This is a genomic window from Saccharibacillus sp. JS10 (assembly GCF_024436065.1).
Classification (GTDB): domain Bacteria; phylum Bacillota; class Bacilli; order Paenibacillales; family Paenibacillaceae; genus Saccharibacillus.
This window is the reverse complement of the sequence record NZ_JANFNS010000002.1, coordinates 237075-252778: the sequence shown is the minus strand read 5'-3', so window position 1 is coordinate 252778 and position 15704 is coordinate 237075. Positions and strand designations below refer to the sequence as shown.

10 protein-coding genes are annotated in these 15704 nt (G+C 46.7%); 4 read left to right on the top strand and 6 right to left on the bottom strand.

The genetic code is table 11. The features are described 5' to 3' along the window. Nucleotides 1-42 precede the first annotated feature (42 nt). The 5 genes from NOM90_RS06595 to NOM90_RS06575 form a co-directional block, all read right to left on the bottom strand. Entirely contained in the window at nucleotides 43-2079 is a 2037-nt protein-coding gene (locus NOM90_RS06595; protein ID WP_255940830.1) for a beta-galactosidase, read from the bottom strand. Between the two features lie 177 nt (nucleotides 2080-2256). Beyond that, nucleotides 2257-4086, bottom strand: a complete 1830-nt coding sequence (locus NOM90_RS06590) for a diguanylate cyclase (protein ID WP_255940829.1) — start codon at nucleotides 4084-4086, stop codon at nucleotides 2257-2259. 255 nt (nucleotides 4087-4341) lie between these two features. Further along, the gene (locus tag NOM90_RS06585; RefSeq protein ID WP_255940828.1) at nucleotides 4342-6471 is read right to left on the bottom strand and encodes an alpha/beta hydrolase family protein; all 2130 of its coding nucleotides are present in this window, start codon (nucleotides 6469-6471) and stop codon (nucleotides 4342-4344) included. A 170-nt stretch (nucleotides 6472-6641) separates the two neighbouring features. Further along, nucleotides 6642-8396, bottom strand: coding sequence for a dihydroxyacetone kinase subunit DhaK (gene dhaK, locus NOM90_RS06580; RefSeq protein WP_255940827.1), 1755 nt, complete (start codon nucleotides 8394-8396; stop codon nucleotides 6642-6644). A gap of 31 nt (nucleotides 8397-8427) precedes the next feature. Then, nucleotides 8428-9564, bottom strand: coding sequence for a glycerol dehydrogenase (locus NOM90_RS06575; RefSeq protein WP_255940826.1), 1137 nt, complete (start codon nucleotides 9562-9564; stop codon nucleotides 8428-8430). 202 nt (nucleotides 9565-9766) lie between these two features. On the opposite strand from NOM90_RS06575, the gene NOM90_RS06570 reads away from it, so the two are divergent. The 4 genes from NOM90_RS06570 (at nucleotide 9767) to NOM90_RS06555 (ending at nucleotide 14615) form a co-directional block, all read left to right on the top strand. After that, the gene (locus NOM90_RS06570) at nucleotides 9767-10798 is read left to right on the top strand and encodes a PocR ligand-binding domain-containing protein (protein ID WP_255940825.1); all 1032 of its coding nucleotides are present in this window, start codon (nucleotides 9767-9769) and stop codon (nucleotides 10796-10798) included. 185 nt (nucleotides 10799-10983) lie between these two features. Further along, nucleotides 10984-12750 (top strand): carboxylesterase family protein, encoded by a 1767-nt coding sequence (locus tag NOM90_RS06565; protein ID WP_255940823.1) that lies wholly within the window; start codon nucleotides 10984-10986, stop codon nucleotides 12748-12750. A gap of 105 nt (nucleotides 12751-12855) precedes the next feature. Further along, entirely contained in the window at nucleotides 12856-13398 is a 543-nt protein-coding gene (locus NOM90_RS06560; protein WP_255940821.1) for a TetR/AcrR family transcriptional regulator, read from the top strand. Between the two features lie 80 nt (nucleotides 13399-13478). Further along, nucleotides 13479-14615: an MFS transporter gene (locus NOM90_RS06555; protein WP_255940820.1), complete on the top strand. Its 1137-nt coding sequence runs from the start codon at nucleotides 13479-13481 to the stop codon at nucleotides 14613-14615. A gap of 80 nt (nucleotides 14616-14695) precedes the next feature. Here the strand turns inward: NOM90_RS06555 and NOM90_RS06550 are convergent, their stop codons facing one another. Then, entirely contained in the window at nucleotides 14696-15487 is a 792-nt protein-coding gene (locus tag NOM90_RS06550; protein WP_255940819.1) for a DUF4261 domain-containing protein, read from the bottom strand. Nucleotides 15488-15704 lie beyond the last annotated feature (217 nt).

The following is a 15704-nucleotide window of genomic DNA, read 5'->3' as shown; positions in this document are numbered from 1 at the left end:
TTTTAATTTTTCAAGAGGAAAAACAAAATAAAGTTAGAAGCTTTACAAAATTAAGCGAAAAATCTCTACGCCGTAAGGTTCAAGCTCGATCTCATGACCGTTATAGAGTTTGCCACTCAATAGCCCTTCGCCGCGCATGACATCAGAATACGCGCCAAGTGATTTAATCCGGCGCGGTTCGCGCCCCAAATTCAGTATGAATAGATAAGACCCCGATTCTCCGCTTCGCACCGATACTTGGACACTCGCGGGCAGCCCTTCGATATAAGGAATACCGACTTTTTGCATGATACCCAGAAGCAATCCGCGCAAATACGATTCTTCGGGATGCGTTCCGATATAATAGGTTTCTCCGCGTCCAAACTCATGACGGGTGATCGTCGCTTCGCCTGCAAAAAAGACGGAACCTCCGTACGTCGCAAGCACTTCGGTACGTCCGCCGTCCGCAGGTTCGAGAATATCTGCCCATTGACTGCATGCAAACTGCTCGCCTTCGCGATCATCCAGACGAACAATATCACTGCCAAGCGGATCATAGTCACGTACTGTGACGCCTGTGCAATCGGCAAGAAGACCCGGAAGTAGCTTCATTTCGCAGACGTTTTGAAGATTTTTGACCCCGGTTCTAGCCGTCGTTACCAGAGTCCCCCCGTCAGCGGCAAAATGAGACAATCTCTCTGCCACTTCATCGTCCAGCAAATACAGATGCGGCGCAATCACCACTTGATAAGCATCCAACGGCTGCCGCCAGTCGATCACATCACAGTCGATACCGAGTTTAGTCAGCACCCGGTGATACGTTTTGATATTTTCGTAATAATCGAAGGAGTCTGCCTGCTTCTGAATCCGTAGTGCTTCAAGTTGCTCTGGCGACATCAGGATCGCGACTTGCGCTTTCGGAGACGTCTGTCCAAGGAGCGGCGCCAAACGCTGAAGTTCGGCGCTTGTTTGCACAAATTCAGCCAACCTGCGTCCCGATACATTGCTATGATCGATTAACCCGTGCCAAAATTGCTCCGCACCGACTGTAGCGCTACGCCAGCGAAAATGCACAAGGGTATCCGCGCCGCGTGCAATCGCTTGCCAGACGTAAGCGCGGATATAACCGGGCTGCGGCATTCTCCACATCGGCATCCATCCTCCCGGCGAACCGCTGAGCTGCTCCATGATCCAGAAGTTTTGGCGTTTGATTCCGCGTGTAATATCCAAAGATAAAGCCCCGCTATAAGGAGACGTGGCTGCTTTTTCCGGCGAAGTATTGGGATAATAGTCGAATGAGGCAAAATCCAGTTCTTCGCCGACCGCATATAGATCAAGCCGCTGCGGATAACTATGAAAATTATGCGTAATAAAATGATCAGGACAATGTCTACGGATTGCTGAAATCTGTCCTTGCTGAAAATCAACAATGCTGTCCCATTGAAAACGAGCAAAGTCTAATAAAAACGATGGGTTTTGATAAGGAGAACCTCCAAGAGGCGGAGTAAGCTGATTCCACTCTGAATATTCTCCGCTCCATACGACGGTTCCCCATTCTTGATTCAGACGCTCCAGCGTTCCATATTTCCGATACACCCAATCACGGAAGTCTTCGGTAGCTTGTTCACTTTGACTGTCTAACATACTGAATTCATTGTCGATCTGCCAACCGATTACAGCCGGATGCTGAGCATAACGTTCTGCCAATTGTTCGATCAGTCGTTCGCCCAATCTTCGCAGCGATCGGCTATTGAAACACCGATGTCCACGGACTCCGGGTTGAAAAACACCGCCGTTTGGCGTAATCGGAAGAACATCCGGATACTTCGTCGTGAGCCATCTAGGCGGCGTATGTGTAGGCGTGCCGATGACAACGTCGATTCCGTGACTGCCGAACAAATCGATTGCTTCATCCATCCATGCAAAATCGTATTCGCCTTCGCGCGGTTCCAGCCGGCTCCATGCAAATTCACCGATCCGAACGAGAGCAACGCCAGACTGTTTCATCAAAAGGGCATCTTGTTCCCATAACGATCTGTCCCAATGTTCCGGATAATAATCGACACCCATACGTAGACTTGTATAGTCACTTTTAGTCATCTATATGCCCCTTTCTGAATCAACTTTTCGATCTTATTTCATTCGTTGTTCTCCCAAACAAATTCGCGCCTTAAACGTATATCCCTGCTCTTTCGTAAACGTTTTCTATATCCATCAAACATAGATACAAAAAATGCCTAGAACTGAAAAGTTCTAAGCATTTTCGGATCTTCGATTTTATAATTCGACCTCAGCATCTTGATCGACGCATACCCGATTACGTCCTTCGTATTTGGCACGGTATAGCGCACGGTCGGCAGCTTCAATCAACTCGGCTTTGCTTCGTTCGCCCGAACTCGAAGCTACACCGAAACTTGCCGTGATTTTGTATTTGCGCGAAGGCGACTGCGATTCCAACCTTGTTCGGAGCTGCTCTGCCACTTGCGCGGCTTCTTCAAGCGATGTTTTCGGCAGTAAAATCGTAAATTCTTCTCCGCCAAAACGTACCGGAATATCGGCTTTCCGTCTTTCCTGCTGAAGAATCTGGGCAACGTGTTTGAGCACCAAGTCCCCTTCCGGATGACCCCAAGTATCGTTGAAATTTTTGAAATGATCGATGTCTAGCAAAATCATACTGAGCGAATCTTTTCCCAACTCAAACTCGGTATTCCATTTGTCCTGATGGAATTGCGTATCGAAAACATGTTCGAAATATCGACGATTCCATAAGCCGGTCAATCCGTCTCGCATCGCCATATCTTGGATTCGGTACGTTTCGTTGGCATTTTCGATCGCTGTCGTAATCATCGGAGACAATACTTCCAGACGGTCTTTTTTCTGAGTATTAAAAAAGCCCGCTTCTTGCGACATCAGACTTAACACCCCGATGATCCGATTGTCTTTGCGTAGCAAAATGTGCATTGACGAACGAATTTTAAATTTTTCGTACAACCACTCCGTAATCGTTCCTTCTGCGCGATGAACCGACCAGTCTTCGTAAATCGTGGATACGCCGCCTTGAACCAGTTGCTCCAAATCGGTCGCTTCTTCGGTCAAAGGCTGTTCTTCTAATGAGACCATGCCATCAAAACAAACCGCTTTGATCGAAAAATTCCCGTCAGGATTTTGCGTAATAATCGACATGCGATCGCAAGACATCAACATTTCGATAGATCGAAGCACATTGCGATAAGCTTCTTCCAGATCACGCGATTGATGCAAGGTATTAATCATCCGGTACGTATTTTCGAGCGCTTGCTTTTCTTTTTGCATTTCTTCGTTCATCTGCCTGAAGCTATCTACCAGGCGTCCGATTTCGTTATCTTCATGGTAATCAGGCAAACGTTCTTGCATATTGCCGTCTTCATACGAAACGACGGCTCGGTCTAATTGAATGATCGGACGTGTGATCCGAAGTAATCCTTTTTGTAAATAATTTAACATCAGCACTTGAACGACAACGAATAACGTACCCATAGTGGCAAAAAGTATGTATAAGTGATTGAGCATTTCAGTTCGGCGTTCCGCTCTCAACACTTCGACTTTTTGCGTCAAAATATCTTTTTGAGAACGAAAAAGATCTAATTGACGCTTAGCATCAGCCAGTTCTTTTTCACTGACTATTGCTCCAGCTTGTGTTTTTTCAATCTGTACATCGCCGAATTTGGTTTTCCACGTATCGCCGATTTTAACTAAATCGACAATCGAATTCTCCAGTGCCAAGTCCATATCGATTTTTGAAATTTGTTCAAATAGCGTCTCGGAAGCGTCTTTGTAATTGAGCGCGCCTCGATCAAAAGGGCTTAAAAACTCGGAACGCCGGCTAAGTAAATATCCACGCTGACCGGTTTCTTGATTGATTAACGAGCTTTCCAACAATTCCAATTGCGTATTCAAATCGGCGATTTGACGAATTCCTTCGTAGTTAGCAAAAATCGAATGTAAAATATAACCAAATCCAAGCCCGACAATCAACATGAAAGCAATCATAAAACTGAGACTTGCTTTGACTAGCCCGGAACCTACGAATTTTTTGCGTTGAAAAAGGTCTTTCACGATCTGTTTCATTCCAAGTTCTCCTTACGCCTTTCTGAATCGGCAGGTGCATAGCGCTTTCAATATACGCTAGATATCCTTTTCAATAACGGCTTTTCATCTATAGGTCTTTGATAAGTCTTTTATTATTATCTGTTATTTTCGACTTTTTTGTTAGAGCTTTTAGTATTAAATTATGCAAAATATAATCGAATGATACAAATGCGGATACAGACAGCAAAAAGCCGCCGGAATATTTATTCCGACGGCTTACAGAGAAGCAGTTAATTAAACGAGGTTCCAGAACATAACCGTATTTGCCACCGTAACCAAAGTGAACAAAATCGTATTGACGAACGCTGGCAACCATACATTGTTTGTTTTTTCGAACAATTTACGTGCATAGATTGCTGCGATCACAAGTACCGGAACGAGAGCGAACAGCAAGATGCCATTCAAAGCTTGAGCCGGATACAGCGCGACTCCGCGTGCGAAATCGAATCCGTATTGCGCGATCAGCCACAAGATCAGACCGCCGACGTTCAAGAAGATTGCCAGCCAATATCCGCCTTTGCGCGAACGCGTATCTGCATTCAATGCTACTGCACTCACGAAGTAGTAGATCAAGAAGAACGGCATATAACGCAGACCTGTAATGAAGTGTTCGAAGGTGAACGTACGTACCGCAAACGTCCAAATTCGGAAGTCTGTACCGAAGATCGCTTGAACCCCGAACAACAGCAGGTATCCGATTGCTACAGCTACAATCGCTGTACACAGACTTGCAATAATCGTAACCGGATTCAGGCTAATGCCATAGTCGGCAAAACGCGCACCGGTACGTTTTTTGTTGAAGTAGTAGAAGCCAAATGTAATCAACGCTGTGATCGAAGCGGACACTAATGCCCAGTAAACGATCTGGTTCGTTGTCGGCTCGTTGAAGAATGGGCTAAGCGGCACGATACCGTCAGCTTTGGCGAACAGAATCCACAGTACAGCCGAAACGACTGCCAAAATGATTCCGCCGATTCCGACATGGCGCATTGCTGGCGAATTACCGGATTTAGCAAAGCCAATTACAGCGACGACAACCGACAATGCCAATACTACAATCGCAATAATAGTCAGCGCGTGCAGACCTCCAGCTTGTTTGTCCATCAGAGTCGGGAACAAGATAGCCGGAATCAGAGCGCTAAATACAACCGCGATCCAATATGCCGCTTTTTGCCCGCCACCGAGAGGTTTGGCAAGAGGTGCTGTTACAGTCGTAACCGCTTGTTTCAAGAACGGTACGCGCAGCAGCAATGTCGCTACAGGTACGATCAACAAGAAGAAGCCGATCATCGCTACAAAGTTAAAGGCTTCTTTCAGCCACCAGATTTGGTTGCCGGAAGAAAGATTCGCATCCACTTGGCTTGGTGCTGTTACGCCTTGGAAAGCATGCGTGTAGAAGTCGATCAGATACCCTGTTGTTTCCGGGGAGAAGTGATTCCACGGATGCGTCTGATTCGGCGTGTAGATGATGCGTTCGCCGTTTTGCGACGGACGTACGACTTGATCTTCGACTTTCAGATCTCCCGCATCGACTTTGTAATATTGACCTTGCACCGCCTCTTGCGTATTGTCGGCGCCAAGACCGAGGAACGCGCGTCCCGATGCTGTTTTCACGAAGTCTTTGTGCATAACCGTTCCGACGATTGCTTTTTCTTCGGCTGTTTTTTCTTCATCCGATTTGTTGAAGAAAAATTCGTCGTAGTGCCCGGCAATCATGCCGACTGTGCGATTTCCGTAAGCAGCCGTCAGCTGATCTTGCGGAGCAACCGCTGCCGCATATGAGTAATCGGCGCCAACCGAAATACCTGTATAGATCATGCGATGACCCGCTTGAAGCGAATTCATTTCATCCATATACATCGCGAGCAGCGTCGAGAAGCCGCCCATCGAGTGACCGCCGACAGCTAGATACGCGTTGCCGTCCGCATCTTTTTTCGTATAAGGCTGTTCGTACATGTATTTCGCCGCGTCGAATTGCGAGTAGATCCAGAACGTCGAGAATTGCTCGCCGACTTTGATATCGCCGTCCCAACGCGAATCGCCATGATCGTACATATCAAGTGCCAATACGATATATCCGCGTCTGGACATTTCGATTGCAGGAGCATCTTGCATTTCTTTGGTGTTCAAATAACCGTGTGTGGTCACGATGACCGGGCGCGGGTCGTCAGGGCCAGCGCCTTTCGGCATATAGAGCAGACCATTCAGCGTACCGTGATCGGCTTTGAACGAAATTTCTTTGACGCTGACTTTGTAAAAAGAAGTATTGAACATGCCGGCAAGCCAACTGCCGACAATGATCAAGACTAGCGACAATGCCAACAAACCAGCTGGTTTTTTGAACAAATTGGATAAGTTTTTCACGCTTGCGTCTCCCCGCGACTTCTGTCGCATCAAAATGAGTAAATTCTAGATGATTTTACGCAGGCAAAGAAGCGACAAGCCGAAATCTTGGACTGCCGTTTGCTTTGCACAAATCTTTATAGTTACGGAAGTCGCCACCCGACTTCCGTAACTATTTTTTAAAAATGATCTTACTTCAGACTATCCGACAAAGCCGTGAAGATTACGCCGAGCGCATGAGCGCCCGCATCCGGATACCCGATGCTGCGTTCGCCCACCGTACCTGCGCGTCCCATGCGCGCAACGATGTCCGCCGTTGTTTTGGCTCCTGCCACAGCCGCTTCCGCGCCTTTGGCAAACGCCGTTTTCACGTCGTCTCCGGCTGCTGCGCTAGCCGTCCAAGCATCTGCGCACGGTACGAGCGCATCGATCAACGTCTTGTCGCCCACGACTGCCCCGCGTCCGAAGGAACGCTCGCCAGTCGATTGAATACCCGCTACGGCTGCTTGCAGCAACTCCGCGAACCCGTTCACGTCAAGCTCTGTTTTATCGCCTGCCGAACGTCCCGCTGCGCGGAATGCCGAGCCCCAGATCGGGCCCGAAGCCCCGCCGCAATATTCCATGATCACGAGCGAGCACTCGTTCAAGAATCCGCCGATCGATTGATCGTCGTGCGATAAGATCTCTTTCCATTCGCGCTTCAGCTGTTTGAAGCCTTTCGCTACGCTCATCCCGAAATCGCCGTCGCCTGCATGCGAATCCAGATCGCAGAACGGAACTTCGTTTTCGATAATGACTTCGCTCATTTTATCGATCAGATACACGACATTGTCACGCGTAATTTTATCCGCGCTCACCGTTGCGTATTCCGCAGGCGTTTCCACCGTGAACGAAGCCGGAACTTCTTCTTGATCGGCGCTGCGCAGTTCTTCGTAAGCCGGTTGAACCACAGGGCCGGATACTTTGAATGCCGGCGTGTCGCTTTCGCTCGACAGCAGCGTTTTCAGCTCGTCATCAAGCTTCATGAACGTTACCGAAATCCCTGCCATATCGATACTCGTCATATAGTTGCCGACGAATGTACGGTTGATCACGATATTTTTTTCTGTCATTTCGCGAGTTACCGCGTGATTGAACAGATACAGCTCTTGCAGCGGCGTTGCGCCGAAGCCATTGATCAGAAGCGCGACTTCTTCGCCGCCTTGCAGCTTCATATCGCGGATCAAGTCGCTAACGGTATGCGCGGCTAATTCGTCCGCGCTAACCATCTTCTCGCGGCGAATACCGGGTTCGCCGTGGATTCCCACGCCGTATTCAATCTCGTCTTCGCCGAGTTTGAAAGTAGGCGTACCTTTTGCCGGTACGGTGCAAGAAGTCAGAGCGAAGCCGATACTGCGAACATTCGCAGCGGCTTTCTCTGCTGCGGCTTTCACTTCGGCAAGGCTACGGCCTTCTTCAGCTGCTGCGCCGGCAATCTTGTGCACCAATACGGTTCCCGCTACGCCGCGGCGACCTACTGTGTACAGACTGTCTTCAACCGCGATATCGTCGTCAACGCGAACATAGTCGACTTCGATGCCGTCTTCGCTTGCCAGATGCGCCGCGTTTTTGAAGTTCATCATATCGCCGCTGTAGTTTTTGATAATCAGCAGCGTACCTTTTTCGCTAGCGGTCGAAGTGATCGCTTGATAGATTTGGATCTGCGACGGCGAAGCGAATACGTCGCCGCATACCGCTGCATCCAACATCCCTTTGCCGATAAATCCGGCGTGCGCCGGTTCGTGACCGCTACCGCCGCCACTGATTAACGTGACTTTGTTAGGATTCAATTCTTTCTTTTTCACGACTTTATACTTTTGCATGAATTCCAGTTCCGGGTGTGCCAGCGCGAGCCCGCTGCACATTTCCATCACTAGATCTTCCGGTTTGTTCATTACTTTTTTCAAAACAAAATCCCTCCTTGATTCTTGTTAGCTTTTACAGCCCTTTGGATGCTTTATAGGCGCTACCGATACGATCGGCGGCTTTAACGGCTGCTGCCACTTCTTGTACCGTAACCGGGAAAGGCATCGCGTGAATCGATTCTTCCGGGATACAAGCTTTTTCTGCAACTTCAAGCAGTTCTTCAGCAGTGATCGATTCTACGCCGATATCCGCCAAGCAGACCGGCAAGCCTACAGCCAGACAGAAATCCATCACTTGATTCAATTCTTCGGTCGGTGCATTTTCGAGAACCAGTTGAGCGATCGTGCCGAATGCGACTTTTTCGCCGTGGAAGTAGTGGTGAGCGCCTTCCAGAATCGTCAATCCGTCGTGGATCGCGTGTGCTCCGGCAAGACCGCCGCTTTCAAAGCCCAGACCCGACAGCAAGATATTGGTTTCTACGATATTTTCCAGCGCTTGCGTAACTACGTTTGCATCGGAAGCGGCTTTCGCTTTCACGCCGTCGCGAAGCAGCATTTCGTAGCAGAGCGTTGCAAGAGCCATTGCTGCGTTTGTTCCTACAGCAGGAGACGTTTTGCCTTCACGGACACCGCTTGGCAATCCTGCGTTAACGCGGGAGTAAGAACGGGAAGTTGCACGTGCTTCAAAATAAGTCGAAAGCGCATCGCCCATACCGGATACGAGGAAACGTGTTGGCGCATTTGCGATTACTGTCGTATCGACCAATACAACGCTTGGGCTTTGTTTGAAGTACGCGTAATCATCGAATGCGCCTTCTGGTGTGTACAATACAGCGGAGTGACTGGTTGGTGCGTCTGTTGCTGCAATCGTTGGGCAGATGATCAACGATTCGCCTTTAGCTACGCATTTAGCCGCGTCAATCGCTTTACCGCCGCCAAGACCTACGATACAGTCACAGTTGTTGTCTGCTGCAATTTGCTCCAGACGTGCTACTTCTTGGCGCGAACATTCGCCCATGAAACCGCTCTCAACGAACTTCACTCCGAACTTTTCCGAAGTTGCATCCAGCTTGTCTTTAACGCGTGCTGCATCGTCAGGATGAGCAATCAGCAAAGCCGATGTACCAAAAGAGCTAACGAAGTAACCAAGATTCAACAATTCGTTTTCGCCTTGCACATATTTCGACGGGCTAATAAAAGCTTTTCTCATTTTCAAAAACCTCCGTTTATATAAAAGAATTAGGGTTGGATACGCTTTCTTCTATCATAATCTACAAATTTAAAGTTTACATTGGACTTTTTAAGCAATATATTATAATTTGCAATCGTAATTTTATGCACTCTGTTGATCAAATAGTACCTTTGTGTCATTACTTACGACCAAAATCCCATTTCCGAAAGAAGGAATGACGATGATCGGCGAACATCTCAGTATCCAAAAAATCTTCGATTTGCAAAAATGGGAGCGGCTTCAAGATTCATTGGCGTCTGTCACCAAGCTTGCTATTTTGACCGTCGATTATAAAGGAAACGCCGTCACCAGCCATAGCGGTTGTCAATCGTTTTGCCAAGCGGTGCGCCAAGACGAAGACTTACTGCCTTATTGTCAAAAATGCGACTCTCGCGGAGGCTTGGAAGCTGTCCGCTCGAATAAACCTTATATTTACCTTTGTCATTACAACATTATCGATATTGCGGTTCCTGTCATTATCGACGACAAATATGTCGGTGCTGTAATGGCGGGTCAAGTGCGTCTGTCCGACCCTTCCGGCGCTGCTGATCTGGAACAAATTTTGACTTCCAAAAACAAAAAGTTATACAGCGATAAATGGGAAGATCTCAAAGACTACTATGCCGATCTTCCGGTGATGTCGTATCAAGAAATCGTGAAGATTTCGGATATGCTATCGCTGCTATGCAGTTATATTGTCGAAGAAGCGTTGAACAAAAACCTGATCGTCGAAATGTTCGAAAAAACATCGGCTCAAGGAACTACGCCTTCTTTATCCGATATTCTGCCAGGCTATACATTGCAAAATCTAGAAAATGTCCGCAAAGAAATGACACATATTTTGACACACTCCCATACCGATTCGATCCAAAACGAGAACGAACGCTTGACTCATCCGGTACTCAAACCTGCGTTCGACTATTTATTTACACATAAAAGCGAATCGGTACCTTTGAAAAAAATGGCGGATCTTTGTCATATTAGCCCTAGTTATTTCAGTCGATTATTTGCCAAAGAAGTTGGAGAAAGTTATTCAGGATACACCGCACGACTCAAAATCGAGTGGGCAAAAACATTGCTTGAAAATACAGATATGCCAATTTCGTTAATCAGTAGCGAATTGGGATTTAATGAACCCGGATACTTTATCAAAACGTTCAAAAAGTACGAAGAAATCACGCCAGCCGTATACCGCAAATATTACAAATCTTGATTTCGCAAAAAAGGAATTGAAACGCTTACATTTGTGTGTTAGACTACGACTGCGAACAGGAACGTGACCTTTTTTCGGGCGTAACCTAAGCTGATGGGCTATCCATCGGTTTAGGTTTTTTTTATGCCCTAACGCTCTTTTCGCTCCATCTGCTATACACAAATCAATCTTGGGGAGGGTTCTTTATGAACGTTACGAAATCGAAAAAATGGGGTTCTTTGTTACTGGCTTCTACGCTTGCTGCAACACTGCTAACTACATATGTTGCTCCAAACGTGACTTTTGCAGCAAATCGGAATACGACTACGCAAAACACTGTACAATCCGGTGCTTTCACTCCGCAAACGCTGCAACAAACCCAATTCGGTCAAGTTCAAGGTTCTCATGATACCGTCAACAAAGCATTGGTTTGGCAAGGGATTCCGTATGCTGCTCCTACATTGGGCGCTCAGCGCTGGAAAGCTCCTTCCGATCCCAAACCGTGGACAGGCGTACTCGATACGACAAAGCCCGGTAACGTAGCCATCCAAGCTTCCGGTGCCAATACGATCGGTACGGAAGATGCGCTGAATTTGGATATTTATCGTCCAGACAACGCCAAAGAAAAACTGCCGGTTATCGTCTTTATTCACGGAGGCAACAACCAGACGGGCAAATCAACTGAAATCACAGGAAATTCGATGGTGAACGATACCCATGCGATCTTCGTGTCTGTCAATTACCGTCTGGGACCGCTCGGATTTAACCCTTTGCCTGCTCTGAAAACAGGAACGGATGAAGAAAATTCCGGCAACTATACCTTACTGGATATCGCCAAGTCACTGGACTGGGTCAAAAATAATATCGAACAATTTGGCGGCGATGCTGACAATGTGACTGTGGCAGGGTTTTCAGCCGGCGGTCGCGATGTGATGGCGATGCTGATCTCTCCGCTGTTCGAAGGCAAATTCGATAAAGCGATCTCTTTGAGCGGCGGTATGACCGTAGCCGATGAAGATACAAGCGCCGCAACATTCGCAAAAGCCATCGCACCGCTTGCTGTAGCCGACGGCAAAAAAGCAACGGAAAAAGAAGCTTACGATTGGTTGCTCACGACAGGTTCGGATGTACGCGATTATCTATATTCGATTCCTGCCGAAAAACTCGCGAAATTAATGGGAAATGCCGGTATTCGGATGAGCGTATTCCCACATCTCTATACGGACGGAACGGTTCTTCCAAAAGAAGGCTTTGCTACAAAAAAATATAATGACGTACCGTTGCTGATGTTGACAGGCGCTGATGAATTCTCGTTGTTCGGACGTTTCGATTTGTACTTTGCGAAAAATATCGCGGACAATACCATTAATACCGACCCGAATGTCATCGCCAAATATAACTTCATTAATAAATACGGCGGCGAGCTGTACAGCTTGTTCAACGTTCAAGAATCGGCAAAAAAAATGTTCAGCCATTACAGCTCAGATATTTACGGGATGCAGATCGACTTTGGCGCTGACGCTTATGTCGCTGGCAATGCAATGAGCCCGATTGGAGCGTTCCACGGTGTATTTGTACCTCTTCTCTCACCAGACAATACGAATTACGATGCGGTCGTCGGCAGCGCTTACGATCTGCCAGGAGCCGTCGATCTGGGCAAAATGTTCCGAAGCTATATCTCGAACTTCGTTCATAATGGCGATCCAAACGGCGCAGGTCTGACCGAATGGAACACTTGGACACCACAGTCTTCACTAGATGGCGAATCGATGCTCGTTCTGGACGCTAACCGCCGTAAAGCTCTCGCTTATACGTCTTCGCCAGCGTTCACCACAGAGCAAGTCATTGCTGCGATGCGTGCAGACCATACAATCTCCGAAGCCGACAAATCAGAGCTGATTTCCAAAGTATTGAATGGTCGCTGGTTCAGCGGTCAACTTGACCAAAGTTTCGGTAATCCGATCAAAAAATAAACATGAATGCTAGAAGCTGCCGGGTATCGCTTGGCAGCTTCTACGTTTCATCTTTAAAATCGATGTGTAATTATAATGATCGTTCTATCTAAAGGAGAGGTGCAATTGAGTAAAAAAAAAGAAGATCTACTGCATACGTCAGAAATTTTATTTTACGATCATGGATTTCATTCGATTGGATTAAAAAAGATCGTGACCGAATCCGGCATTGCGATGATGACTTTATATAATCATTTCGCTTCCAAAGAAGAATTGATTATGAATGTATTGCAGCGAAGAGAAGACCGTTATATGGATCACTTGAACTTTTTTACGAATTTGCTTGATGAAGGTACTTCCCATTCAGCTTTCGTGCGAATAGCAGTTGCCCATTGCCGTTGGTTGAACGATTACGCGTCGAAAGGCTGTCTTTTTTTACGTGCCAAAGAAGAATACGGAGCTACCTCCGATCATCCGATTGTCGTTAAAGTAAACGAGCATAAATACCGGCTCAAACAATTTATTCAATCTTCCGACACCTCGCGTTCTCCTGAAGAAGTGATTTCGTTATGCTTATTATTAGAAGGAGCTACTGCTTTATCGGAAAGCGAAAATACGGATACGGTTGTGCAACAAACGATAAAAATGGCGGAGCGGTTGTTTGGCTAAACACCGCAAAGCTTTTTTGACAAAAAATATAATGAACGTTCTATCTATTTTAAAATCAAAAACTGAAAAGAGGAAACCTTTTGAAAACTCTTCTTTTTCCAGGGATCGCTTTAATTGCGCTTTGTTACTCTTTTTCTCGTTTTGCTTTTGGTTTGTTTTTGCCCAATATCATGCAGACCTTTGAACTCGAGCACTCCGTATCCGGTTTAATTCAAGCTGTCAGTTACGCTGCTTATGCGCTGGGGCTTCTTTTGGCTTCGAAAATTTTGCACAAAATCGGTACGCAGCGAACGTTGTTAAGTACAGCTTGGCTGGCAATTGCAGGTCTGGCGATCGTTGCTTGCGCATGGAATCCGTATATTTTAACGTTTGGGTTACTATGTTGCGGCATTAGCACAGGATGTGTATCTCCGGCTCTTGTGCAAAAAGTCAGCGAAACGGTGAAGTCGACCAAGCAAGACACGACGAATACTTGGATCAATAGCGGAACGAGCATAGGTCTTGCGCTATCGGGCTTGTCGGCTGTATTACTTGCAGAGCATTGGAGAAGCGCTTATATCCTTTTTGTATTATTCGGATTGTGCGTCGTACTATTTTTATATCAAGGAAATAAGCATCATCCAGATTCCAACCCAAAATTGATTCCCCCTCCATCTAATAGGCTACAAGAAATACGCAAAGGCAGATCTTTGCTGGCTTCGGCTATGCTTGTTGGAATCGGCAGTGCCGTATATTGGACTTACTTCATGAGCGAACTTCAGCAAAACCAAGGAATTCCATCCTCCAATGCGGTCTGGTATTGGATCGTAATCGGAGTAGGCGGTATTGCAGGCGGGTTTAGCGGACGTATCGTTGAACAGATCGGGCTTCGCCTCGCTTATCGGCTGAGTATAGGCGCTATCACCCTTTCGATTGCTATCGTTCCATTTGCTTTGCCTCTAACGAATTTTGCATCTGCGCTTTTATTCGGAGCTGCTTATATCATGATAACCGGATTGTTTATTTTGTGGGGCAACCGAATATCCCATGCTTCTGCGATGCAAATTGCCCTTGCCTTTCTCGCACTTGGTGTGGGTCAGACTTTAGGAACATGGCTTGCCGGGCAACTTATCGAAATGATCGGTTATGCGATCATTTTTTGGGTTTTTGCATGGATCGTAGCCGTCGCTTGGAGTTTTCGACCGACATTGAATCCATCTTCGACTTCACGCTGTTGAGTCATATTTATGCGACTAAAAAACACAATAAAAAGCCCGGTGTTTTCTTTTTAGAAAACACCGGGCTTTTTCAATTGATGTTAATATCCAATCTTAATCGATTGCCCTTCGACCGCGATCCCGTCGGACAATTGAAGAGAAAGCTGCTGCTCTGCCGAAAAGCCGATCGTTTCTCCATCTTGGAGCTTAGCGCCGCAATCCACGATATACCCTGCGATATTGAATGTAAGTTCAAATACATCCACTAAATCTTGATGCGAACGCAGCACTTCGATTTCGTCGTGCCCAAACCTTCGAAGCCCTAATGTATACGAGGAAATGCCTTGTTGCTCCTCATATAATCCAACGAACACCCAGAGTTGAACCGGCAACTCGCCTTCTTTAAGTAACATTGCATTTTGTACATAAGCTTCGGCAGACATGATCATTGGAGACATATAGAGTGCCAGTGCTTGATCTTGCTTCAACATACTGCATACCACTTGAGTAAACAAAATATGCTCGCCTAGCAGATCCGCAGCACCCGACACGGCGACTTTAACATGGGCTTGATACCCTTCGATCGATTCTCCCGCTTCCGGCCACAAAGGATTAACCCCGCAGTATTCTTCGACCACTTGATCGGAAAGCGGAGCGCGTACAAGCGAACATGTCACGTGCAGCTCGTCGATATCGAACGATAATTCTCCGTTTTCCGGCAATCCATTCGCTTCAAGATCCCAGTCGTTTTTTAAATTTCGGATAAAGCGAGGAAAATCGCATTCTTTTTCGCGTAACAGCACGAATCCAAGTAAAGTCTGACCCGCTGCAGCAGGCCGTATTTGGCGCTCTCGGCGAATCCGCTCTTCTCCAGATCGTTCAAATAGTTCCATATCCGTACCTCCTTTTATATCAATCATCAATGAGAATTTATGTAAATCTTAGATCGCTTCGAATATTTACTTACCCCATATGGAGAAAGATTTAGCCTTAATTGAAAGAACTCCTGCCTGAGACTCAAAAAAAACCCTCTTTCGTGAAATATCGAACTTTATTGCAGGTAAGAAGTATCAGATCAATGGTATAATAAAACACAATTCGTTAATGTTG

What these genes read in the sequence shown, in the direction of transcription:
- NOM90_RS06550 (WP_255940819.1), bottom strand. Translation starts at nt 15,487, where the DNA reads ATGGAACTATTTGAACGATCTGGAGAAGAGCGGATTCGCCGAGAGCGC.
- NOM90_RS06595 (WP_255940830.1), bottom strand. Translation starts at nt 2,079, where the DNA reads ATGACTAAAAGTGACTATACAAGTCTACGTATGGGTGTCGATTATTAT.
- NOM90_RS06590 (WP_255940829.1), bottom strand. Translation starts at nt 4,086, where the DNA reads ATGAAACAGATCGTGAAAGACCTTTTTCAACGCAAAAAATTCGTAGGT.
- NOM90_RS06565 (WP_255940823.1), top strand. Translation starts at nt 10,984, where the DNA reads ATGAACGTTACGAAATCGAAAAAATGGGGTTCTTTGTTACTGGCTTCT.
- NOM90_RS06570 (WP_255940825.1), top strand. Translation starts at nt 9,767, where the DNA reads ATGATCGGCGAACATCTCAGTATCCAAAAAATCTTCGATTTGCAAAAA.
- NOM90_RS06575 (WP_255940826.1), bottom strand. Translation starts at nt 9,564, where the DNA reads ATGAGAAAAGCTTTTATTAGCCCGTCGAAATATGTGCAAGGCGAAAAC.